At 66.1% G+C, this 20,817-nt stretch carries 23 protein-coding genes; 7 read left to right on the top strand and 16 right to left on the bottom strand.

The genetic code is table 11. The features are described 5' to 3' along the window. Positions 1-429: 429 nt before the first annotated feature. Positions 430-693, top strand: coding sequence for a WhiB family transcriptional regulator (locus tag VVR41_RS06935; protein WP_321103863.1), 264 nt, complete (start codon positions 430-432; stop codon positions 691-693). Positions 694-814: 121 nt separating this feature from the next. Then, positions 815-889 (top strand): 50S ribosomal protein bL37, encoded by a 75-nt coding sequence (locus VVR41_RS10740; RefSeq protein WP_095066802.1) that lies wholly within the window; start codon positions 815-817, stop codon positions 887-889. Between the two features lie 67 nt (positions 890-956). Here VVR41_RS10740 and rsrA read toward each other — a convergent pair whose 3' ends face one another. Next, positions 957-1,232, bottom strand: a complete 276-nt coding sequence (rsrA, locus tag VVR41_RS06930) for a mycothiol system anti-sigma-R factor (protein WP_368524143.1) — start codon at positions 1,230-1,232, stop codon at positions 957-959. Continuing rightward, positions 1,232-1,819 (bottom strand): sigma-70 family RNA polymerase sigma factor, encoded by a 588-nt coding sequence (locus VVR41_RS06925; RefSeq protein WP_368524142.1) that lies wholly within the window; start codon positions 1,817-1,819, stop codon positions 1,232-1,234. Before VVR41_RS06925 ends, rsrA begins: the two co-directional genes overlap by 1 nt. A gap of 190 nt (positions 1,820-2,009) precedes the next feature. On the opposite strand from VVR41_RS06925, the gene VVR41_RS06920 reads away from it, so the two are divergent. After that, complete coding sequence (locus VVR41_RS06920; RefSeq protein WP_321103866.1) at positions 2,010-2,477, top strand: aminoacyl-tRNA deacylase; 468 nt, start codon at positions 2,010-2,012, stop codon at positions 2,475-2,477. On the opposite strand, the gene VVR41_RS06915 is transcribed toward VVR41_RS06920, so the two are convergent. Next, positions 2,464-3,135: an SOS response-associated peptidase gene (locus VVR41_RS06915; RefSeq protein ID WP_368524141.1), complete on the bottom strand. Its 672-nt coding sequence runs from the start codon at positions 3,133-3,135 to the stop codon at positions 2,464-2,466. The two genes, VVR41_RS06920 and VVR41_RS06915, sit on opposite strands and share 14 nt — an antisense overlap. A gap of 21 nt (positions 3,136-3,156) precedes the next feature. Here VVR41_RS06915 and aroA point away from each other — a divergent pair, with 21 nt between their 5' ends. Continuing rightward, complete coding sequence (gene aroA, locus VVR41_RS06910) at positions 3,157-4,431, top strand: 3-phosphoshikimate 1-carboxyvinyltransferase (RefSeq protein WP_368524140.1); 1,275 nt, start codon at positions 3,157-3,159, stop codon at positions 4,429-4,431. Continuing rightward, a complete protein-coding gene (gene rsgA / locus VVR41_RS06905; protein WP_321103869.1) occupies positions 4,431-5,459 on the top strand; it encodes a ribosome small subunit-dependent GTPase A in 1,029 nt (342 codons plus the stop codon). The genes aroA and rsgA overlap by 1 nt, the downstream gene beginning before the upstream one ends. Here rsgA and VVR41_RS06900 read toward each other — a convergent pair. Next, entirely contained in the window at positions 5,433-5,930 is a 498-nt protein-coding gene (locus VVR41_RS06900; RefSeq protein WP_321103870.1) for a DUF6912 family protein, read from the bottom strand. The two genes, rsgA and VVR41_RS06900, sit on opposite strands and share 27 nt — an antisense overlap. Continuing rightward, positions 5,930-6,505: an HAD-IA family hydrolase gene (locus VVR41_RS06895; protein ID WP_368524139.1), complete on the bottom strand. Its 576-nt coding sequence runs from the start codon at positions 6,503-6,505 to the stop codon at positions 5,930-5,932. Before VVR41_RS06895 ends, VVR41_RS06900 begins: the two co-directional genes overlap by 1 nt. 22 nt (positions 6,506-6,527) lie before the next feature. Here VVR41_RS06895 and VVR41_RS06890 point away from each other — a divergent pair, with 22 nt between their 5' ends. Continuing rightward, entirely contained in the window at positions 6,528-6,893 is a 366-nt protein-coding gene (locus VVR41_RS06890; RefSeq protein ID WP_368524138.1) for a hypothetical protein, read from the top strand. A gap of 12 nt (positions 6,894-6,905) precedes the next feature. On the opposite strand, the gene secA is transcribed toward VVR41_RS06890, so the two are convergent. The 8 genes from secA to VVR41_RS06850 all read right to left on the bottom strand — a co-directional run bounded on the left by secA (position 6,906) and on the right by VVR41_RS06850 (position 16,069). Then, a complete protein-coding gene (gene secA, locus VVR41_RS06885; protein WP_368524137.1) occupies positions 6,906-9,470 on the bottom strand; it encodes a preprotein translocase subunit SecA in 2,565 nt (854 codons plus the stop codon). Between the two features lie 119 nt (positions 9,471-9,589). Beyond that, entirely contained in the window at positions 9,590-10,282 is a 693-nt protein-coding gene (gene hpf / locus VVR41_RS06880; RefSeq protein WP_368524136.1) for a ribosome hibernation-promoting factor, HPF/YfiA family, read from the bottom strand. Between the two features lie 104 nt (positions 10,283-10,386). Next, positions 10,387-10,818, bottom strand: a complete 432-nt coding sequence (locus VVR41_RS06875; RefSeq protein ID WP_368524135.1) for a ComF family protein — start codon at positions 10,816-10,818, stop codon at positions 10,387-10,389. Positions 10,819-11,037: 219 nt separating this feature from the next. Next, positions 11,038-12,765 carry an LpqB family beta-propeller domain-containing protein gene (locus VVR41_RS06870; protein WP_368524134.1) on the bottom strand — a complete coding sequence of 576 codons (1,728 nt, stop codon included), beginning with the start codon at positions 12,763-12,765 and terminating at the stop codon, positions 11,038-11,040. Continuing rightward, positions 12,752-14,359, bottom strand: coding sequence for an MtrAB system histidine kinase MtrB (gene mtrB, locus VVR41_RS06865; RefSeq protein ID WP_368524133.1), 1,608 nt, complete (start codon positions 14,357-14,359; stop codon positions 12,752-12,754). Before mtrB ends, VVR41_RS06870 begins: the two co-directional genes overlap by 14 nt. Before the next feature lie 31 nt (positions 14,360-14,390). Beyond that, on the bottom strand, positions 14,391-15,074 hold the full coding sequence (mtrA, locus tag VVR41_RS06860) for an MtrAB system response regulator MtrA (protein WP_321103812.1): 684 nt from the start codon (positions 15,072-15,074) through the stop codon (positions 14,391-14,393). Between the two features lie 32 nt (positions 15,075-15,106). Further along, positions 15,107-15,709, bottom strand: coding sequence for a dTMP kinase (locus VVR41_RS06855; RefSeq protein ID WP_321103813.1), 603 nt, complete (start codon positions 15,707-15,709; stop codon positions 15,107-15,109). Positions 15,710-15,718: 9 nt separating this feature from the next. After that, the gene (locus VVR41_RS06850; RefSeq protein ID WP_321103814.1) at positions 15,719-16,069 is read right to left on the bottom strand and encodes a hypothetical protein; all 351 of its coding nucleotides are present in this window, start codon (positions 16,067-16,069) and stop codon (positions 15,719-15,721) included. A 272-nt stretch (positions 16,070-16,341) separates the two neighbouring features. Here VVR41_RS06850 and VVR41_RS06845 point away from each other — a divergent pair, with 272 nt between their 5' ends. Beyond that, a complete protein-coding gene (locus tag VVR41_RS06845) occupies positions 16,342-17,067 on the top strand; it encodes a hypothetical protein (protein WP_368524132.1) in 726 nt (241 codons plus the stop codon). Between the two features lie 56 nt (positions 17,068-17,123). Here VVR41_RS06845 and manA read toward each other — a convergent pair whose 3' ends face one another. Genes manA through VVR41_RS06830 form a run of 3 tightly spaced genes read right to left on the bottom strand, consistent with a single transcriptional unit; the run spans position 17,124 to position 20,811 of the window. Further along, positions 17,124-18,308, bottom strand: coding sequence for a mannose-6-phosphate isomerase, class I (gene manA / locus VVR41_RS06840; RefSeq protein WP_368524160.1), 1,185 nt, complete (start codon positions 18,306-18,308; stop codon positions 17,124-17,126). 53 nt (positions 18,309-18,361) lie between these two features. After that, entirely contained in the window at positions 18,362-19,399 is a 1,038-nt protein-coding gene (locus VVR41_RS06835; protein ID WP_368524131.1) for a hypothetical protein, read from the bottom strand. A 35-nt stretch (positions 19,400-19,434) separates the two neighbouring features. Continuing rightward, positions 19,435-20,811, bottom strand: a complete 1,377-nt coding sequence (locus VVR41_RS06830) for a phosphomannomutase/phosphoglucomutase (RefSeq protein ID WP_368524130.1) — start codon at positions 20,809-20,811, stop codon at positions 19,435-19,437. Positions 20,812-20,817: the final 6 nt, after the last annotated feature.

The following is a 20,817-nucleotide window of genomic DNA, read 5'->3' as shown; positions in this document are numbered from 1 at the left end:
CCCGCCCCATGTTCCGCCAGTTGGTAACGATTTGCATTTCACACCCCCACGTATCTTGAGCACCCTCAACGTTTGCACTGTTCAGAGAGACCGGAAGCGCCGCGCACCCGACGGAGGCAACCATTGAGAAAACTGAAACGTAGGGCCAGAACTATGATATACGCCACTTTCTCACGCTTTCCCCTAGCGCGAAATTCGATTGCGTGCCATCATTCTCGGGTAGCGAAAACGACGGTCCGGTTACTCGGACCTGAACCCCCGGACAATTCCGGGCAAACATCAGGGAAACGGATGGCGGAGACTCTCCAACACTCCGCCCCACCCAACAAGCGCACACCGATTCACACCTCCGGGCACTACATTGCCCCGTGGGACTGCATCCGGCATGCGCGGCCGCAACACGACACACGACTTGAAGGAGCATTCACCATGGATTGGCGCCACGAAGCAATTTGCCGCGACGAAGACCCCGAGCTCTTCTTCCCGGTGGGCAACTCCGGCCCTGCCCTGTCCCAGATCGCACAGGCCAAGCTGGTCTGCAACCGTTGCCCGGTGACCTCCCAGTGCCTGAAGTGGGCACTTGAGACCGGCCAGGACGCCGGCGTCTGGGGTGGACTGTCCGAGGAGGAGCGCCGCGCGCTGAAGCGCCGCAACAAGCAGCGCGCCCGCAACCGTGCCCGCTTGTCGGCCTAACTGCGCAGGCTCAACGCCGCCCTGCCTACACAGCCCACTCACCCCAATTTCTTTCCCCTTGCTCCCGGGCGATAAAGTGGAGAGTCTGTAACCCAATTCACCAGCGAAGAGGAGGCCCCACATGAGCAAGCGTGGTCGCAAGCGCAAGGATCGCCGCAAGAAGAGCGCCAACCGCGGCAAGCGTCCGAACAGCTAAGCAGCTGCCAGAGACGTACAACTCCCCCTGAACGCCATTCCCGGCGCGCAGGGGGAGTTTCCTATTGCTATCGCTCGATGTGGAACTGAGTGACGGTAACGGTGGTAATCGAGGTCATGATCCGCTCGCGCAGCGGCTCTGGGGCGTGCGCCTCGCCGCAGCAGCGCCGCACGAGCCCGCGGATCTCCAGCTCAGCCTTGAGCATCGCGTCGCACTGCGGGCACGCGGATAACTTCTGGGTGATCGTTGTGGCGCGTTCGGGGGTGGGGTTGTCGTCGAGAAGCTCCCGCAGAAGCTGTCGGGCTTCCTCGCAGCTACCGGGTGTGCCTTGTGCCGAAGCCATCAGACGTTCTCCTTCTCGTCACGCTCGAGACCGATGCCCTGTTCGTTTGCTACGTCTTTCAACATCTCGCGCAGCTTTTTTCTTCCCCGGTGCAACCGCGACATGACCGTGCCCAGCGGAATATCCATCACCTCGGCGATGTCCTTGTAGGCCAGCCCCTCCACGTCGGCGTAGTAGACGACCATGCGGTAGTCCTCGTTGAGCTGGTTGAGCGCGTCGGAAATGCGCGAGTTCGGCATGTTCTTCAGCGCCTCAAGCTCCGCGGATTCCAGCCCTGTGGAGTCGTGCGAGCTGGACGAGTAGAGCTGGTGGTCCGTGATCTCGTCCGCGGACGTCTCGAGCGGACGGCGCTGCTTCTTGCGGTAGGAGTTGATGTAGGTGTTCGTCATGATGCGGTACAACCACGCCTTGAGGTTGGTGCCCGGCGTGAAGCTGCCGAACGCCTTGAACGCCTTGAGATAGGTCTCCTGGACCAGATCCTCGGCGTCCTGGGGGTTGCGCGTCATCCGCAGCGCGCCGCCGTAGAGCTGGTCCAGCAGCGGCATCGCTTCTTCGCTGAAGCGCTGTTGCAGATCAGTGTCGGCCATATGGGCCATTGTAGGGCAGGGCCACGCGCCACTTTTACCCGCGATCCCGCAGCGGCCCGCGCCCGCCGCCGTGACGTCGCTTCGCAGCCACGTCCTCGGTGAGGTCAACCTACCGGCAGTTGCCGGAAGCCCCGGCGCGTTTGAGAATATGGAGCGTATGAACTCGCTCATCAGCAAGGAGTACTGACCGATGGCTGCACGCACGCGCGCCCTGCAGGCGCTAGAAAGCACCGAGCACGAGGTTCTCGAGTATTCCCCCAGCCAGGATCACTTCGGCCAGCACTCCGTCGACGAGCTGGGTCTCGACGCGGACGCGGTGCTCAAGACGCTCGTGGTCGACGACGGCAGCGGGACCCTCGCGCTGTGCTGTGTTCCCGTCTCCGCGCACCTCAGCCTCAAGCTCGCCGCCAAGGCGCTGGGCTGGAAGCGCGCCCGGATGGCGGATCCCGCCCGCGCCCAGCGTGCCACCGGCTACGTCGTTGGCGGCATCTCCCCGCTCGGCACGCTCACGAAGCTGCCGACGCTTATCGACGCCTCAGCGACCGACTTCCCCACCGTCACCGTCTCCGCCGGCCAGCGCGGCCTGTCCGCCCGCCTCGACCCGCAGGAGCTGGCCCGCCTCGCCGGTGCACGCTTCGTGGCCCTTAGCGCGGAGTAGAAGGCGCGCCGATTAGCCCCGGGTAGTCGTTGCGCACGTTGCCGACCTCAGGGGCAGCCTCACTCCATTCGAGCTGCGCGGCCACCCGCGACGGCTGAACGAGCTCGAGCGCGTCCTCCGGGCTGCCGTTGACCCACTGCTCGATCTCCTCCGGCAGAAGGAACAGCGGCAGGCGGTGGTGGAGCCACTGCATGTTCTGAGTGGCATCGGTGGTGACCATGGTGGTGGACAAGCGGTCGCAGCCGGTCTCCCACAGGGCCGCCGCAAAGAGCAGCCCCTCGCGCGGGGTGACAAAGTACGGTTGCTTTGCCGCACCCTCTTTTTTCCACTCGTAGTAGCCGTCGAGCACCATCAGGCCGCGCTTGGCCTTGAACGCAGAGCGGAACGAGGGTTTGTCCGCCACTGTCTCCCCGCGTGCGTTGAACAGCGGCGGGCCCGAGTCGTCCTTTTTCCACCCCGGCAGCAGGCCCCAGCGGGCCGAATCGACCTGGGATCCGGACTCGTGGAAACGGATCAGGGGAACTTGATGTGTCGGGGCAACGTTGTAGCGCGGCGGCGGCGTGCCGTCCGGGGCGGCCACGGGCGCGGCCCCCGGCAACTGACCAATCTGCTCGATGAGGTCCTTGCCGGTGGTGAAGAGTACAAATCGTCCACACATGGCTCCATTATGATGGCACGCATGACTGAATTGTGGCCAGCGCCGACCGTCTCCTCCCCAGTGACGCACACCCAGGTCGTGCCGGGATCGAAGTCCGTGACCAACCGTGCCTTCATCCTTGCGGCGCTTGCCGACGCCCCCTCCACCATCACCGGTGCCCTGCGCTCGCGCGACACCGACCTCATGCGCGCGGCTCTGCAGCGCATGGGCGTGGGCTTTACCGACGTCGACGCGGACACGGTGGAGGTCCGCCCCGGCGCGCTGAGCGGCGCCGACGTGGACTGCGGCCTAGCTGGAACGATCATGCGCTTCCTGCCTTCAGTCGCCGCCTTCGCCCACGGTGAAGTCACCTTCAACGGTGACGCCCAAGCGCGCACGCGCCCGATGGGAACGATCCTCGACGCCCTGCGCGACCTCGGCGTGGACCTCTCGGGTGATGCGCTGCCGTTCACTGTCCGCGGAACCGGATCCGCCACCGGCGGCGAGGTGGAGATCGACGCGTCCGGCTCGTCCCAGTTCGTCTCCGGCCTGTTGCTGGCCGGGGCCCACTTCGACAACGGCCTGACGGTGCGCCACACCGGCAGCTTCTTGCCATCCATGCCGCACATCGAGATGACCGTGGAGATGCTGCGCGAGGCCGGTGTTCACGTCGATACCGGCGACAACGAGTGGCACGTGGAGCCCCAGCCCATTGCCGGGCGCGCCTGGCGCGTCGAGCCCGACCTGTCCAACGCCACGCCATTCCTCGCAGCGGCAGCCGTCACCGGAGGCACCGTGCGCGTGCCCGAATGGCCGGAGACGACCACACAGCCGGGGGATGCAATCCGCGACATCCTCGAGCAGATGGGGTGTGCCGTGACCTTCGAATCCGACGGGGACTCGCGCACACTCAAGGTGCGTGGCCCCGAGCACGGCACGCTGCGCGGTCTGAGTATCGACATGGGTGACATCGGCGAGCTCACGCCCACCGTCGCTGCGATGGCCACCCAGGCCTCCACGCCGACGGAGTTGACCGGCATCGCGCACCTGCGCGGCCACGAAACCGACCGCCTCAAAGCGCTGACGGAAGAGATCAACGGCCTCGGCGGGCGGTGCGAGGAGCTTGCCGACGGCCTGCGGATCGAACCCGCTCCCCTCCACGGCGGAACGTGGCGCTCCTACGCCGACCACCGCATGGCCACCGCCGGTGCAATCATCGGCCTGACCACACCGGGCGTCGAGGTCGACGACATCGGCACGACCGCCAAGACGCTGCCCGGGTTCGCGGACATGTGGACCACCATGGTGGAGCACTAATGGCGCGTCGCAGCATCACGGACTACGACGAATCCGACGTCCGCGTCCGCCCCGGCAAGGGGTCGCGTCCGCGCTCCAAGGACCGGCCGCGCCACGCCGACGCCGTGTCCGGGATGGTGGTGACCAAAGACCGCGGCCGCTGGGGTGTGGTCCTCGACGACTCCGACACCGTGGTCCAGTGCATGCGGGCCCGAGAACTCAAGCGCGTCTCCATCGAGGTCGGTGACCGCGTGGGCATCGTCGGTGACACCTCCGGTGCCAAAGACACCCTGGCGCGCATCGTGAAGCGCGAGGACCGCGTGTCGGTCCTGCGGCGCACCGCCGACGACACGGACCCCTACGAGCGCATCATCGTCGCCAACGCCGAGCTTTTACTGATCGTGGTTGCCGTGGCCGATCCCCCGCCGCGCACCGGGTTCGTCGAACGCGCCCTCATCGCCGCTTTCGTGGGCGGAGTGACCCCCGTGGTCTGCTTGACCAAGTCCGACCTCGCCGACCCGGCGCGCTTCCGCGCCGAGCTCGAGGATCTCGACGTCGACGTTTACGAGGTGGGTGTCGACGATCCGATCGACGATCTCGTCGCCGCTGTCACCGGGCGTCTCTCCGCGCTCATCGGCCACTCTGGCGTGGGCAAGTCCACCCTGGTCAACCGCGTGGTCCCCGACGCCCAGCGTGAGACCGGCAGGGTCTCTGGGGTGGGCAAGGGACGCCACACCTCCACCCAATCGGTGGCGCTTGAGCTGCCGGGCGGCGGGTGGATGATCGATACCCCCGGCATTCGCTCCTTCGGCTTGGCGCACGTCTCCCCCGACCAGATCGTGCAGGTCTTCCCGGACCTCGCAGAAGTTGCGGAGGGTTGCCCGCGCAACTGCACCCACCTCGGCCCCCCGGCCGACCCCGAATGTGCGTGGGACCGCCTCGATCCCGAGACGGTCACCTTCAGGCGGGCGCAAGCGACCCGCGGGTTGTTGGAGGCACTGCGCTCCAACAACGAGTGGGAGCTAAAGCAGCTCGATGAGGAACGGTAGCTCGCTCGGGTCAAAAAACGCCATGTAGTTGTCCTGGGCGTCGCCGACAGCCAACTCGGCATCCTCGTCGCCGAGCTCTGCGGCATCGATGTTGTCAATCGCGCGCGCAGTGGCCTCTTCGGCTTCCTTGACGTCGACGTGAATCGCGGCGACGTTGCGCAGCTCCACGGGAGCGCCGAGCTTCACCACCGACTCGCCCATGTCCGGGTGGCCAGTTGCCCCCTCCACGTCGGCAGAGACGACCACACGACGGTGCGGAAAGTCGGGCTCGTCGCCAACGGTGAGCAGGCGGATAGAGGTGCGCGATGCCTCATCGAACGCGACCTCCTCCAGCTCCTCCTGGTCGCCCGAGGTGTAAAACTCCGTCAGCTCCGGGGTCACCGCGAACGCCCAGCCGCCGCGCGCGTGCATGAGCCCCTCCTCCTGGAGGGTTTTCAGCATGGCGAAGGTCGCCGGAACGTAGACGCGCACTAGAACTCCCCGGGGATGTCGAACAGGGACTGGATTTCCACCGAGGTGCGCTCAAACGCGGTGTGGAGGATGCCGATCATGCCGTGCTCAACAGCGGCGCGGACATTCATGATGTCGTCATCGACCATGACGCAGTCGTTGAGGGAGACGTCGAGGGCGTTTGCCGCGCCCTGGAACGCGGCGCGCTCCGGCTTCTCCCACCCGATCTCGCCGGACAGGACGACGGCGTCGACCACGCCACGGAACTCCCACTCGCGGATCTTCTCGGCGGTTTCGCCCTCGGCCTCCTCGTTGGAGAGGATTGCGACGCCGGTGCCGCTGGCCTTGACGGCCTCAATCAGCGCGGTCCACCGTCTCTGGTCTTCGGCGTCGAGGTCCAGCACCCCCGCGTAGTCGATAATCAGTCCCTGCATCAGCTGTATTCCGTCTCTTCCGTGCTCATGGTCAATGCCCACTTTAGTGTGGCGCTTTTCGGGCGCGAGGGCTCGCGCGCGTGCCACAATACTACCTAACCCCACTTCGCGTCCGCCCCCTCCACGCAGCTTAAGCCCCGCCACCCATGCCCCGTGGCCCATGTTTTTGGAGGAGACCCGCACCATGTACTACCCCGTTCCCGGGCACCAGCACGTCAAAGTCTTGGTGCAGCAGCCACCTGTGCAGCCCGCCCACGTCCGGCGACCCCCACCTGCCGCGCGGCCCGCACCTCAGCTGAAAGTCGCGCTCGACGCCGCGTTCGGTGTCCGCGGGCTGGGTGCGCTCGCAACGCACCAGTACGCGCCCGGCGTGCGCGGCCACATCTCAGCCCGCCGCAAGACGAACGCCCCCGCGGGGCCGGTGCACATTGTCACCTGCCACGCCCGCGAGGGCGGAGAGTTCTTCGGAACGGTGCAGGCCGGCCCCCGGCGCTACGCGTTCGCCGCGCGCATCGCCGGGGGCCGGCTCGTCTCGTTCAAGGTGTTGTGAGCCGCTGAGGCTCTAGACCAGGGTGGAACCACCCTGCTCAGCCTGCGCTGCCTGCTCCTGCTGCTGCTCGAACTGGCGGCGCATCATGAACAGCTGGCGCACCGTCTCCTCCTGGACGGCCTCGTTCATCGCGTGGAACATGTCGCCGCCCTCCTTCTGGTACTCGACCAGCGGGTCGCGCTGCGCCATGGCGCGCAGGCCAATTCCTTCCTTGAGGTAGTCCATCTCGTAGAGGTGCTCGCGCCACTTCGTGTCGATCACCGGCAGGATGACCATGCGCTCGAGGTTGCGCATCTGGGCCTCGCCGCCGATAGCGGAGACGTTTTCTTCGAGGCGATCGTACTGGCGCTGGGCGTCGTCGATAAGCGCCTCGCGCAGCTCGCTAGCGGAGAGCTCGCCCGGGGTGCCGTACTGGTCGCCGTCGATAAGCTCGGCGGCGGTGATGGAGGGGCCGTAGAGGGCCTCGAGGGCGCTCCACAGCTCGTCGAGGTCCCAATCCTCGACGTAGCCGACCCGGGTGGCGCCGTCGACGTACGCGCCGACGGTATCCGAGATCATGCGGCGGACCTGGTCCTTGATGTCCTTGGAGTCGAGGATCTCGCGGCGCTCGCGGTAGACCACTTTGCGCTGCTCGTTGAGCACCTCGTCGTACTTGAGCACGTTCTTGCGCATCTCGAAGTTCTGGTTCTCCACCTGGGCCTGCGCGCCCTTGATGGCGTTGGAGACCATCTTTGCCTCGATCGGGACGTCGTCCGGGACGTTGAGGCGGTTCATCATGTTCTCCATGGACTGGCCCACGAAGCGCACCATGAGCTCGTCGCGCATGGAGAGGTAGAAGCGGGTCTCGCCCGGGTCACCCTGGCGGCCGGAGCGGCCGCGCAGCTGGTTGTCGATGCGGCGCGACTCGTGGCGCTCGGTACCGATGACGTAGAGGCCGCCGCTCTCGCGCACCTGGTCGCCGAGCTGCTTGGAGCGCTCCTTCGCGGCCGGAAGCTGCTCGTCCCACGCCTCTTGGTAGCGCTCCTCGTCCTCGAACGGGTCGAGGCCCTGGGCCTGCAGCTTGGCGTCGAGCAGGACCTCGGGGTTGCCGCCGAGCACGATGTCGGTGCCTCGGCCGGCCATGTTCGTCGACACAGTGACCTTGCCCGGCAGGCCCGCCTCGGCGATGATGCGGCCTTCTTCCTCGTGGTGCTTGGCGTTGAGCACGTTGTGCTTGACACCCTTGCGGGTCAAAAGCTGGGAGAGGTACTCGGAGCGCTCCACGGAGGTGGTACCCACGAGGACGGGCTGGCCCTTCTCCACGTGCTCGGCGATGTCCTCGGCCACGGCCGCGAACTTCGCTTCCTGCGTCTTGTACACGAGGTCGTCGCGGTCGGTGCGCTGGTTCGGGCGGTTCGACGGGATCGCCACGACATCGAGGCCGTAGATCTGGTGCAGCTCGGCCGCCTCGGTCTCGGCGGTACCGGTCATGCCGGCGAGCTTGTCGTAGAGGCGGAAGTAGTTCTGCAGTGTGACCGTTGCGAGAGTCTGGTTCTCGTTTTTGATCTCGACGTTTTCCTTGGCCTCGATGGCCTGGTGCATGCCTTCGTTGTAGCGGCGCCCGGCAAGCACGCGACCGGTAAAGCCATCGACGATGAGGACCTCACCCTGACGGATGATGTAGTCCTTGTCACGCTCAAAGAGCTCCTTCGCCTTCAGCGCGTTGTTGAGGTAGCTGACCAGCTGGGAGTGTTCGGGCGCATACAGGTTGTCAATGCCGAGCTGGTCCTCGACGAACTCCACACCGTCCTCGCTGACACCAACGGTGCGTTTGCGGCGGTCCACCTCGTAGTGGATGCCCTCGCGCATGCGCGGGGCGAGCTGCGCGAACACCGAGTAGAACTGGCTGGACCCATCGACGGGACCGGAGATGATCAGCGGGGTGCGGGCTTCGTCGATAAGAATCGAGTCGACCTCGTCCACGATGGCGTAGTTGTGGCCGCGCTGGACCATGTCCGCCACGGAGCGGGTCATGTTGTCGCGCAGGTAGTCGAAGCCGAGCTCGTTGTTCGTGCCGTAGGTGATGTCGGCCGCGTACGCCTTTTTGCGCTCCGGCGGACGCAGCTCGGAGAGGATGACACCCACTTCGAGGCCGAGGAAGTGGTGCACGCGACCCATCATCTCGGCGTCGCGCTTTGCAAGGTAGTCGTTGACCGTGACGATGTGGACGCCCTTGCCGCTGAGGCCGTTGAGGTAAGCCGGCAGCACGGAGGTCAGGGTCTTGCCCTCACCGGTTTTCATCTCGGCGACGGAGCCGAAGTGCAGCGCGGCGCCACCCATGATCTGGACCTTGTAGTGCTTCTGGCCCAGCACTCGCCAAGCTGCCTCGCGCGCGACCGCGAATGCGTCGAGGAGGATGTCGTCGAGCGTTGCTCCGTCGGCAAGCTGCTGCTTGAACTCCGCCGTTTTCGCCTTCAGTTCTTCGTCGCTCAGGGAGGCGTACTCGTCCTCGAGGTCGATAACCTGGTCGGCGATTTTGCTCAAACGCTTGACGGTGCGGCCTTCACCGGCGCGGAGCAGCTTAGACAGTCCAAACACGTACGTTTAGTCCTTCGTTCGATTGAATCGATTGCGTATCAACCAGTCATTGTACGCAGGGATGCAAACACACCCGCCCCCTCATCTGCTTAAGGGGGCGGGTGTGCGTGGTTAGCGGGTTAGCGAACGCTGTCGACGTCCGTGCCTTCGGCGTCCTCGGTCAGCGCGATCAGACCGTAGTCGAAAGCGTGGCGGCGGTACACCACCGAGGGGCGCGACGTCTCCTCGTCGATGAAGAGGTAGAAGTCGTGGCCCACGAGCTCCATCTCCGACAACGCGTCATCGACGCTCATCGGGGTGGCGGGGTGCTCCTTGCGGCGCACGATCTGGCCGGGCTCGAAGTCGTCGACGAGGTTCGCGTACGGATCCGCGTTCTCAGCCTCGGCGCTCTTGGCGCGGGCCTCGCTTGCCTCGGCAGCGAGCTCGGCGGCAATCTCACCGGTGGACTTCGGGGCGCGGTGTCCGGAGCGCGCGATCTCACGGCGCACCTTCACCTTGCGCAGCGAACGCTCCAGCTTGCCGACGGCAGACTCGAGCGCAGCGTAGAAGCTGTCCTCCTTCGCCTCGGCACGGGCGAGGTGGCCCTTGCCGGTTGCGGTGATCTGGATGCGCTGCGCCTGCGCCTCGCGGCGGGGGTTCGGCTCGTGCAGCAGCTCCACGTGGAAGAAGGTCAGGGTCGGATCGAGCTTCTCGATCTTGGCCAGCTTTGCGTTAACGCGGTCCTGGAAGTGTTCAGGGACCTCAACGTTTCGTCCGGTAAGGGTGACCTGGGCGGCCGGGCTCAGGACTTCGTTGTTCTCTGCAGAGGTCATCTGCTTCCTCCCTCGAGTTGATGGAACTAGGGTCGTCGCTACTGCAACTACCGCAAGTATACAACTGGTCATAACCAATGAGGCCGAAGGCCCCCATTAGATCACTACGCGGCACACAGTGTGACACACGCCACCATATCTGCTCCGTGCGCCAAAAGCTTCTCGACGCTCACCTGAAGCGTCGCACCCGTCGTCACAACATCGTCGACCACGACCAGCGCCCCGTCCGGCAGCTGCGCCCCGCGCGACAGCCGCACGCTGCCAGCCAGGTTCGCCCGGCGCTCCTCCGCCGACAGCGACGCTTGATCCGCCGTGCGCGGATCCAAGCTAAGCCCCGCCCACGTGGGATACCCCGAGGCGCGGCACACCGCCTCCACCGGGTCGCCTCCCCTACTTCGTGCAGCCCGCGCCCGCGTCGGTGCAGGCACCAGCGTCACGGCATCGGGTATCTCCCCGCGCACCGCGAGGTGCTCGAGACCGGCCGCGAGGACCGCGCCGACCAAGCGGCGCGCGGCAAAGTTGCGGCGCTCCTTCATGGCTAATACAACCCCGCGGTGCGCGTCGGAATAGGGGCCAAAGGTGAACACCGGAACATGCGGGCTCGTGGTGGTACTGACGCGGTAAGGCGCCCGTGCGAGCACCTTCCTGCAGCGCGGGCACAGGTCGAACCCGGCGGCGCCACACCCGGCGCAACGTCGCGGCAGCACTAGCTCAACAACCACAACCCGCTTCCCCCCTAGCCTGCTTGGTTACCGCTACCGGGCAATAATCGGCACCGCGCGAATACCCTGCAGCCCGGGCACCTCGCGCCAGTTTGGCCGCTCGTCCACGCCGATCGCCGGGAGCTGCAACGTTCCGTTCGCGTCCGTGGCGTAGTTCATCGTCGGCGTGGACGCTACTGCTACGACAGGCGCCGTAAGGTTGCCGCCCGGTAAGACTGTCATCGAGGAACCGTCTTGTTCTACGCGCACAATGGGCGTCTCTGGGACGCTCGTTCCCACAAGCAGCGAGCCGTCGGGGTTCCAATCCGCCGCGATAACGCTGCCGCCGAGGTCGGGGACATACTCCAAGATGTTGACGATGGACTGCTCACCCAGCCCGTTTTGCTCCACGATTCCGGTAAACAGTCGGCCTTCGATGACAAGCACCGCACGCGTCCCAGTGCGCGATAGCCTCAGCACCGAAATGTTGCCCTCCACCCCATCAGGGAATTGCATCGGAATCTCCGTGGTGGACACAGCGCCAGACGCCGCTGAGCGCACGGTACGCAGCACACGTTCACCGTCGGCAACGACCCACACAGCAGAGGCATCGGGCTCGAACGAGGGGCGGGTAAAGCTTTCTCCTTCGACAACCACGTCGCGGAATCCGCCCAGCGAACCGATCTCAAACCGCTGCCCGCCTTCTGATCCGGTGACGACAGCGTAATTGCCGCCGCGGGCTAAGTCCGCGCTCGCGATCGTCCCGCTCCCGCCGAGTGCCCCCTGGACCGGCTCGGTCTCCCCCTCGCTGACGCTGTAGAGGTTGCCGTTAGACAGGGCGAAGGTGCTCACATCACCGGGTGCGGTAGCGACCGGGGCGAGATCGGGGAAGTCCTCGGTGCTAAACGTCTCGAAGCCGGGGACCAGTGGGTCCCCGTCCGCGGTAATCGCGATCGGACCCGTCACCCCCGCCTCGGCGAGCACCCACACCACCTGCGCGGCGAAACGGAAGCGCCGTTCTTCACTCACGGAGCCGAATCCGCTGAAGTTGTATGCTCCATCGTCGTAACCGACGTAGGAGCCCACCTCAGCCAGGTCGAAACGCACCGCGGGCTTGAGACGCTCGGCAGGACCGTCCATCAGAACTGTCAGCAACTCACTATCAAGCGAACCGCGACTGTTGTAGAGCCATCGTCTGTCCGCGACGAGCTCCGTGCCCGTGTTGTCAAAGAAGTACAGGTTGTGAGGCTGGTACTTGTCGCGTAGATCTGCACGCTCGATGACCACCCCGCTGGGCAGTGAGGAAATACGCCACTCCCCGTTGACTTGCTCGAGCTCCATTGTGGAGTCGTACAGCGCCCGGTTTGGCCTGAACACTCCACCGGGGTGGATCTCGCCGATGACGCCGCCTTGGACGCTGAAACTGCGCCTGCCGTCCGTCCCCCCTGCGACGGTGCTCAGGCTCAGCCTGTCGACGACAAGGATGGTCTCGCTCGGCTGCCATGCTGCCTGCGCCGGCGCCGTGAGGAAGCTACGCGCCGCCTCGTAGTTCGACGTCGGGATAGCCGATGCGGCAAAGAAGTCGCGCAACAACAGGTCGGGCTCGCTTCCCGCCTGCGGTGCGATCTTCGGATCCGCAGTCTCCTGCGACTCGTAGGCGCGGATCACGTGAGGCGCGGTGTTCGACGGCAGCGTCGCGCACGCGGAGAGCGCGACCACAGCCGCCAGCGACGCGGCGACGCCAGCGGCGACAGCGGGCTTGGAGTTCTTATTCATTGGCATCACCGGCGCGGTCCTCCTCAGCAGGTTCAGCAGCCTCGACAATCGGAGCCATTGTTGTGGTGGGCAGCGGGCGCGGCGGGGTCAGCCCCACTGGCGCCTGGGTAAACCCAACCTGTGGGTCGCGGGGCAAAACGAGTCGGAACTGCGACCCAACATTCGGCGTTCCCGCCGCGTCGAGCTGTCCGCGGTGTAGCAACGCGTCCTCGCGGGCGATGGCCAGGCCGAGGCCTGTCCCGCCCGAGTGGCGTTTGCGCGACTTGTCGGCGCGCCAGAACCGGTTGAACACCAACTCTTCTTGGCCGGGTTTCAGCCCCACGCCGTGGTCGGTCACGGTGATCGCCACTGCCTCGTCGTTGCCCGTGAGCTCGACGACGACGGGATTGCCCTCAGAGTGGTCGATGGCGTTGGCCAACAGGTTGCGCACGATGCGCTCGATGCGGCGCGAATCCCCCTCGATGGTCTGCGGTTCATCCGGCAAACGGAACTCCACCTCGACGTCGAGTTCTTCGGCTAGGTGGCGGGTCTGTTCCCACGCGGAGAGCACGGGTGCCTGCGCGTCTATGCTCACGGCGGAGAGATCCGCCACGCCGGCGTCGTGACGCGAAATCTCCAGCAGATCCCCGAGTAGTTCTTCGAAGCGGTCCAGCTCCCTCGTCATCAGCTGGGACGCGCGTCGGGTGTGTCCCTCCAGCGAGTCTTCCTCGGCGGCAATCATGTCGGCAGCCATACGCACCGTGGTCAGCGGGGTGCGCAACTCGTGCGACACATCTGAGGTGAATTGGCGCTGCAGGTCGCCGTACTCCTCTAACTGGTTGATCTGGCGCGAGATCTTGTCGGCCATGTTGTTAAAGGACAGCGCTAGGCGCGCCATCTCGTCTTCTCCATCGACGGGCATGCGCTCGCGCAGGTGCCCGGCCGCAAAACGCTCTGCGGTCCGCGAGGCGGAGCGCACCGGGGAGACGATCTGCTGCGACGCCAGCCACGCGATGCCGACGAGCAGCACGACCACCACGATGGAGGCGGTGGCGAGCAACCCCTGCAGCAGGGCGAGCGTGGCCGTCTCACTCTCCATGTTCATAACCAGGTAGAGCTGCAGGTCTGGGATTTCGGCACTCGTCGGTGTACCCACGATAAGCGCGTTGTAGGACGACCCGTCGGCGCGCTCGACAGAGGCGAACTGGTAGGCGACGTTGCCTTCGGACACGAACGTCTGCAACCTCCGGGGGATACTGAATCCCTCCGGCGAAGCCATTTCAGGCCCGTTGGTGCCCTGCACGAGGATGACTGGGTCGTAGACAGAAGCGACGTCGGAGTTTTGCTGGGAACGCTGCGTCACGGCGGTGCGTGCCGAGTTCAGACGCGTCTGCATCGAGCTCGACGGGCCAGAGCTATCGATCTGGCTCTCCACCACCACGCGGGCGCGCTCCACCTCGCTGCTCGCAAGGTCGATCTTCGTCGCGGTGATGCGTTGCGTCACGACCGACGCCAGCGCGAACCCGAGCACGCTCATCACGATCGCTGAGACAATGAGGACCGTGCCGACGAAGCGGACCTGCAAGGAGGTCCGCCAGTTTTCGGAGATTCGCTCGCGCACAGCGCGTAACGAGAGGTACGTCTTCAGCGGTTTACGCCCCTGTCTTGCCGGTCTTGTACCCGACACCGCGCACCGTCAGGATGATCTCCGGGTTCTCCGGGTCGCGCTCGATCTTGGAGCGCAGACGCTGCACGTGGACATTGACCAGGCGGGTGTCGGAGGCGTTTCGGTAGCCCCAGACGGATTCAAGCAGTTCCTCGCGGGTGTGGACCTGGTTCGGCTTGCGGGCCATCTCGAGCAGCAGGTCGAATTCCAGCGGGGTCAGCGCGATCTCTGCACCCTCGCGCGTGACCATGTGCTGCGGCACGTCGATAGTCAGATCGCCGATCTGGAGAACTTCCGACGGCTCTTCCTCCGTACGACGCAACCGGGCGCGGATGCGGGCGATGAGCTCCTTCGGCTTGAAGGGCTTGGTGATGTAATCGTCCGCGCCCGATTCCAGGCCGAGGACAACGTCGACGGTGTCAGTCTTCGCCGTCAGCATGACGATCGGGACCGCGGACCCCTTGCGGATCTCGCGGCAGATATCGATGCCGTTCATCCCCGGCAACATCAGGTCAAGCAGGATGAGGTCCGGAGCGAAGTCGTGGAACGTCGGCACTGCGGCGGCACCGTCCATCACCGACTGTGTCTCGAATCCCTCGGACTCCAGGACGATCGTCAACATCTCGTTGATCGCCGGATCGTCGTCCACAACCAGAATCTTCGGGGTCATCTTCGCTCCTCGGTCCGCCTGGACCAGTTTCTTTAGAACTCGTGTACTGCTTGAATGATAGTGCCCGGTTCGGTCGCACGCACCCACCGACTCACCCAGGACTGCGCGGCGAGCTGCTCGTACGCGGCGAAAGTGTCCGCCTGCAACTGCGCGTTACGCTCGTACTGGTCACGGGCACGCGAGGCGTCTTCTCCCTCCCGGTGCTTCGCGCGCCGGCGCGCCTCCTCCGGAGGGGTATCCACGAGGACGTGGAGGTCGGGGACGGGCAGGCCCAACCGGCCAAACTCGAGCTCGCGGACCCACTCAATGGCACCCGGGTCGCCGGTGCGCGCGGCGGTGTACGCGGCGTTGGAAGCGACAAAACGGTCGAGGATGATGATGCGCTCGCTGGTGTCCACGTAGGCGTCGAGAAGCTCTTTGGCCCCCGCCCTGTCGAGCGCGAAAATGGTCGCCATGCCGTACGCCGAGTCCGAGAGGTCACCCATGCGACCGTGGAGAGCGTCGTGAGCGATGTCTGCGTGGATGGATGCGCCGTAGCGGGGAAACGCCAGCGTCTCGGCACCAAGTGCGTCACGCACCGCGGTCACGAGAGTGTTCTTGCCTGCCCCGTCGATGCCTTCTACTGCGATGATCACCGGCGCGGCCTAGGAGAGGGCCTCAATGAACTGGTCGACATCCTCCTCGGTGTCAACCCCTTCCAGCACTGCGGCGGCGGCCGAGCTGAGCTGCTCGTCGACGTCAGCCACGCCGCCGCGAATGAACTCGTAGGAATCGGCGATCTCCCCCGCGCTAAACGGCGCGCCCGCCCAGATTGCCGCGATGGTTGCGGCGGCGCGCCCATTGTCGAGCTCATCCTCGGTTGCGGACTCGCCCGAGGCGAGCAAGACGGCGTCGCGCACCGCGTCGACGATGCCATCACGGTCGAGTTCAGTGAGCTCATCAAGGAACTCGACGTTCGCCTCGGTGGAGAAAATCTCGCTGTCCCACGTGGTCATGGAAGGACTCCTTTGAAAAGTGCCTGCGGCTCACACTGATCGCCCGGGCGGGCGCGTGAACACGGTGCAGACGGTGTACACGTACATGACTAGCCGGATACGGCACGTGTTGTCCACCGTCTGTGACGCCGGCATCAACGCCTACCCCCGTCGCCCGGGCCGATACCGCGGACCGGGAACTATGATATAAATGCAGACGTAATGTTATAAACCTGTTACATTGGCGTGCGTTATGGTCGATCATGGCGGTCACACGAGGAAAGGAGCACGCAATGGATGAATCGCGGGATCAATCGCGCCGTCGCGTTGCGTCGTTCATGACCCTCGGCGTCGTCGGCGCCGTGCTGGCAGGAGTCGCGGTCTGGAAGCTGTCCATTCCCACCGCCCCCGAGGCAGCAGGCTTCCAGGAAGAAACCACGACTGCGGTCGCGGCAGCTCCGGAGACGACGTCGACGCTGCCGTCGTCGCCGACCTCGACGCGCACCTCCGCGACTCCGGTGGAGGAGCCCGCCGACGCCGACCAGGAGCTCAACGCTGCTGCACCTCGCCCGGCGGCGCCCACGCGCGATCCCCTTTTGCCGCCCAATGCGGTTGTCAACGCTGCTCCCCAAGCAGCGGCCCCGACACAGGTCTACCGCCCCTCCAACGTGTTGCCTCCGTCGGCTGTCCGGGAGACCACCACGCCCGAGGCATCGCCGACGGCCACCACCCCCGCGGAGCCGACACCAGCCGCCCCCACTGGCGCGGAGGACACCCCGTTCCCGCCGCTGCCGCAAGGCCCCGGATCCTCCACAGGCCAACCCGAGCAGCAGCCGTCAACACCCGCGCCGGCTCAGCAGCAGCAACAACCCGAGGTCCAGCAGCCCCTGGCACCAGCACCCGAAAACGAGCCTGCCGCACCGCAGCCGCCGGTTGAGGCGCCGGTGCAGGAGCAGGCTCCGCCCGCCCCCAGCCCCCTGCCGTGGTGGGAGCGCCTCCGCCAGGCGTGGGGCGTCTAACTCCCCTTCTCAGGGCACTCCCCCCAGAGAGGGCACCCATGCGGCGGTGAGGCCGCTTAGACCCTGGCGATGAACAGCTCTCCCGCGCCGTCGCCGACACCCGCCGTGGCGCTTTCGCCCGCCGGGATCCATGCGGCCTCGCCGGGAGCGAGGTCGATCTCCGTTTCCGCGGACGACACCCGCGCAGTCCCCTCGGTACACAGCGCGATGGACGGGCCGTCGTGGCTCAGGTCCACGCAGTCACCTGCCGAGAGGCGCATCCGGCTTAAGGCGAAGTCCTCGCACGGAACGCCGTAGACGGTCTCGGCGCCACGCTCTTCCGTGCTGGCGAAGGGCGACTCGAGGTCCTCGAAGCTGACGATCCGGACAAGCTCCGGCACGTCGACGTGCTTGGTGGTCAGCCCACCGCGCAGGACATTGTCGGAGTTCGCCATGATCTCCACGCCCATGCCGCGCAGGTAGGCGTGGAGCTGCCCGGCGCCGAGGTAGAGCGCTTCACCCGGTTGAAGCTCAACGTGGTTGAGCAACAGCGACGCGAGGGTGCCCGTGTCGTTCGGGTACTGCTCCGCCAGTGCGAGGAAGTTCTCCGCCGTGCGGCTAATCCAGGTGTCCTCGCCAATGAGACGTTGTGCGCTTTCGGCGAGGTCGAGGATGAGCTCATCGCGGGTCCCCGGAGGCAGCGCGATCCATGTGGTGAACAATGCGCGGTAGGCGGACGGGTCGCCCGCGGGGCCGAGCAGTGACACGTAGCGGTCGAGTGCGGGGCACTCGAGGGCGTCGAAAAGCTCGCGTGTGCGTTCGGGCGGCCGGAATCCCGCGATGGCGTGGAATGGTGTCAGGGCCACGATGAGCTCGGGTTTGTGGTTTCTGTCCCGGTAGTCACGCTCGGGGCTGTTCAGGGGAATCCCGAGCTCATCTTCGCGCGCGTAGCCCTCTTCAGCCTGCTGCTTCGAGGGGTGCGCCTGGATGCTCAGCGGCTCACCGGCCGCAAGCAGTTTGAGCAGGAACGGCAGCTTGCCATCGAACTCTGCGGCGACTCGCGCGCCGAGGGAGGCAACGGGATCGGCGGCGATCACGGCGTCGAGAGCTTCGCCGCGCACGGTCGACGGCGCCGCAGCGTGCGCGCCGAACCAGAGCTCAGCTTCAGGCTGCTCGGCGGGCACGGGGCGCCCGCGAAGGCGCGCGAGCAACGAACGCGAACCCCACGGGTACGACCGCAAGGTCGGTTCCAATCGCTCAATTGGCACAGTTTCTCCCCTCTGATTAGAGACATTCCTGCCGCTGGATGAGCGCATTAATCGCTCATGGCCGTTGCGGCGAAAGCGCGGGCCACAAGTCGGGCCGCCGACGCTGCATCGCCGAGACTCGTGGATGGGGCCGCCTCGGCACGCGAAGCGGGCAGAACCGTCTCTGGTTCCGCCCACACAACAGCCTTCAACGGTACCAGCCCTGGCTCCGAGTCGAGGAAAGGATCGTGAAAGATGTCCGTTACCGCCTGCTCTGCTTGGGCATCTTCCAGCGCCCTGCCCGCTTCAGCCCGCGTGGCATACCCGGAGGCGATACCTCGTGCGGTCCAGATCTGCGCCGCGAGCGAGGCGACCGCGTCGCCAGCCGGGCTGAACCCTGTGTGGAGAACGCGCGCGCCGGAGGCGAACTCGCGCAGCTGGCGCGCGGCGTTGACGGTCGTATCGCGTTGCGGGGACAAAGCCTCCAACTCTTCGTCGACGTCGTTCGCCACAGCGTCGAGGAACTCGCGCGTGAGCTCTTCGGGCTGGTCCAGGCAGTCCAAAATCGCCCACACAAGCGCCATGGCGCGCAGTGGCGAGGCCCCTGCCGCACTGGGCAGTGCGGGCACAGTGATCACGCCCTCCGGCGCATCATCGAGGATCGCGCCACGATGCGGCCCCGCCAGGATCGTCTCGGCCCCGCGGCGCACCGCCGTGAGCAGCGAGCGCGTGTCCTGGCCCGTGTACGGGTCCGAGGTGCATTCGCCAATCACCGCGACGACGTCGAGCGGCCCGACGTAGTCCGGCAGAACCGTCGTCACGACAACCGGCAGGGGTAGCGGCTCGCGCAGTCTCAGCGCCGCCTCAGCAGCTGCCCGCGAGACCTGGTCCTTGGCCACCGCGACGACGCTGCGGGGCGCAAGCCCGCGCAGCCGCGCCAGGTCGCCGACCGCGTTCGCCACGGCGCGAATCTGGGCGCCTTCATGGGCGACGTCGAAGAACCGCACCGTCTCGCGGTCGTAGCTGGCCGCGCCCGCGTAGTAGTCCTCCACCGTGTCTGCGGCGTCTGCGGCGTCTGCGTCACGTACAGGCTCGTAGTTGTCCATGGCCCCAGGGTACGGGGTGGCCCGGACACGTAGGCTCAGGCGCGGATGATCGAGAGGATCTCGGCGCTCAAGGCGTCGACCTCCTCGCGGGTGGGAGCCTCCACGTTGAGGCGCAGCAGCGGTTCGGTGTTGGAGGCGCGAACGTTGAACCACGCCTTCGTCCCGTTCAACGTCACTGTCACTCCGTCGAGGTTATCGATGCCCGCCGTGCGGTCCGCGAAGGCGTCGAGGACGCGCTGGGTGGCGGCCTGCTGGTCCTCGACCTCGGAATTGATCTCCCCGGAGGCGACGTAGCGCTCGTAGTCGGCCATCAGCTCGGACAAAGGCGCGTCCTGCTCGGCAAGCGCCGCCAAAACGTGCAGCGCGGCGAGGAGGCCGGAGTCCGCGTTGAAGAAGTCCGCGAAGTAGTAGTGCGCGGAGTGCTCGCCGCCGAACAGCGCGCCGGATTCGGCCATCTGCGCCTTGATGTAGGAGTGCCCCACGCGCGTGCGCACGGCGGTGCCGCCGAGTTCTTCGATGATCTCCGGGACCGCGCGGGAGGTGATCAGGTTGTGAATGATTGTCGCGCCGGGGTTGTCCTGCAAGGTCCGGGCGGCCACGAGTGCGGTAATTGCGGACGGCGACACAGGGGTGCCACGCTCGTCGACGACGAAGCAGCGGTCGGCGTCACCGTCGAAAGCGAGCCCGATGTCCGCGCCCTCCTCGACAACGAACTTCTGCAGGTCTTCCAGGTTCTTCGGGTCGAGCGGGTTCGCCTCGTGGTTGGGGAACGTCCCGTCGAGCTCGAAGTACAGCGGGCGAATATCCATGTCACCCAGCGCGGCGGGCACGGTGTGGCCTGCCATGCCGTTGGCGGCGTCGACGGCCACCGTCAGGGTGCGCCGCGACGGGACCTCGACCAGGTCGCGCAGGTACGCGGCGTAGTCAGCAAGCACGTCGCGCTTCTCGACGCTCCCCTTCTCCCCGTTGTAGGCCGGGATGCCGTCGACAAGCATGCTCGCGATCTGGCCCAGCCCCGTGTTGGTGCTCACCGGCGTCGCGCCAGCGCGGCACAGCTTGATGCCGTTGTATTGGGCCGGGTTGTGCGAGGCGGTGAACATGGCACCGGCGCAGCGCAGGGTGCCAGCCGCGAAATAGAGCTCGTCGGTGGAGGTCAGGCCGAGCTCGACGACGTCGAGGCCGTGCTCACTCGCGCCGCGGGCGAATGCGGCGGCGAAGTCCGGTGAGGAGGGGCGCATGTCGTGGCCGACTGCGATGCGCGTTTCACCCTCGCTTGTCAGGATGGTGGCGAAGGCGGCGCCGACGTCGTAGACGAAGTCCTCGTCGATCTGCTCGCCGACGAGCCCGCGGATGTCGTACGCCTTGATCACCTTGTCGATGTCTGCGGTGGCCCGCTCACGGTTGTTAGACATGCGGGA

Origin of the sequence: Corynebacterium sp. LK2510 (genome assembly GCF_040946405.1) — a bacterium.
In the GTDB taxonomy this organism is placed as follows: Bacteria; Actinomycetota; Actinomycetes; order Mycobacteriales; family Mycobacteriaceae; genus Corynebacterium.
The sequence above is the reverse complement of the archived record's forward strand: the minus strand, read 5'-3'. Positions and strand labels throughout refer to the sequence as shown.

Coding starts and splice junctions, on each gene's coding strand:
- rsrA (WP_368524143.1), bottom strand. CDS start 1,232: ATGGCTTCGGCACAAGGCACACCCGGTAGCTGCGAGGAAGCCCGACAG.
- VVR41_RS06830 (WP_368524130.1), bottom strand. CDS start 20,811: ATGTCTAACAACCGTGAGCGGGCCACCGCAGACATCGACAAGGTGATC.
- mtrA (WP_321103812.1), bottom strand. CDS start 15,074: ATGACCCCGAAGATTCTGGTTGTGGACGACGATCCGGCGATCAACGAG.
- rsgA (WP_321103869.1), top strand. CDS start 4,431: ATGGCGCGTCGCAGCATCACGGACTACGACGAATCCGACGTCCGCGTC.
- VVR41_RS06835 (WP_368524131.1), bottom strand. CDS start 19,399: ATGGACAACTACGAGCCTGTACGTGACGCAGACGCCGCAGACGCCGCA.
- VVR41_RS06875 (WP_368524135.1), bottom strand. CDS start 10,818: ATGAAGGAGCGCCGCAACTTTGCCGCGCGCCGCTTGGTCGGCGCGGTC.
- VVR41_RS06895 (WP_368524139.1), bottom strand. CDS start 6,505: ATGGGCCACGGGGCATGGGTGGCGGGGCTTAAGCTGCGTGGAGGGGGC.
- hpf (WP_368524136.1), bottom strand. CDS start 10,282: ATGACCTCTGCAGAGAACAACGAAGTCCTGAGCCCGGCCGCCCAGGTC.
- VVR41_RS06920 (WP_321103866.1), top strand. CDS start 2,010: ATGGCTGCACGCACGCGCGCCCTGCAGGCGCTAGAAAGCACCGAGCAC.
- VVR41_RS06925 (WP_368524142.1), bottom strand. CDS start 1,819: ATGGCCGACACTGATCTGCAACAGCGCTTCAGCGAAGAAGCGATGCCG.
- VVR41_RS06935 (WP_321103863.1), top strand. CDS start 430: ATGGATTGGCGCCACGAAGCAATTTGCCGCGACGAAGACCCCGAGCTC.
- VVR41_RS06870 (WP_368524134.1), bottom strand. CDS start 12,765: ATGCCAATGAATAAGAACTCCAAGCCCGCTGTCGCCGCTGGCGTCGCC.
- aroA (WP_368524140.1), top strand. CDS start 3,157: ATGACTGAATTGTGGCCAGCGCCGACCGTCTCCTCCCCAGTGACGCAC.
- VVR41_RS06845 (WP_368524132.1), top strand. CDS start 16,342: ATGGATGAATCGCGGGATCAATCGCGCCGTCGCGTTGCGTCGTTCATG.
- VVR41_RS06850 (WP_321103814.1), bottom strand. CDS start 16,069: ATGACCACGTGGGACAGCGAGATTTTCTCCACCGAGGCGAACGTCGAG.
- VVR41_RS06890 (WP_368524138.1), top strand. CDS start 6,528: ATGTACTACCCCGTTCCCGGGCACCAGCACGTCAAAGTCTTGGTGCAG.
- VVR41_RS06915 (WP_368524141.1), bottom strand. CDS start 3,135: ATGTGTGGACGATTTGTACTCTTCACCACCGGCAAGGACCTCATCGAG.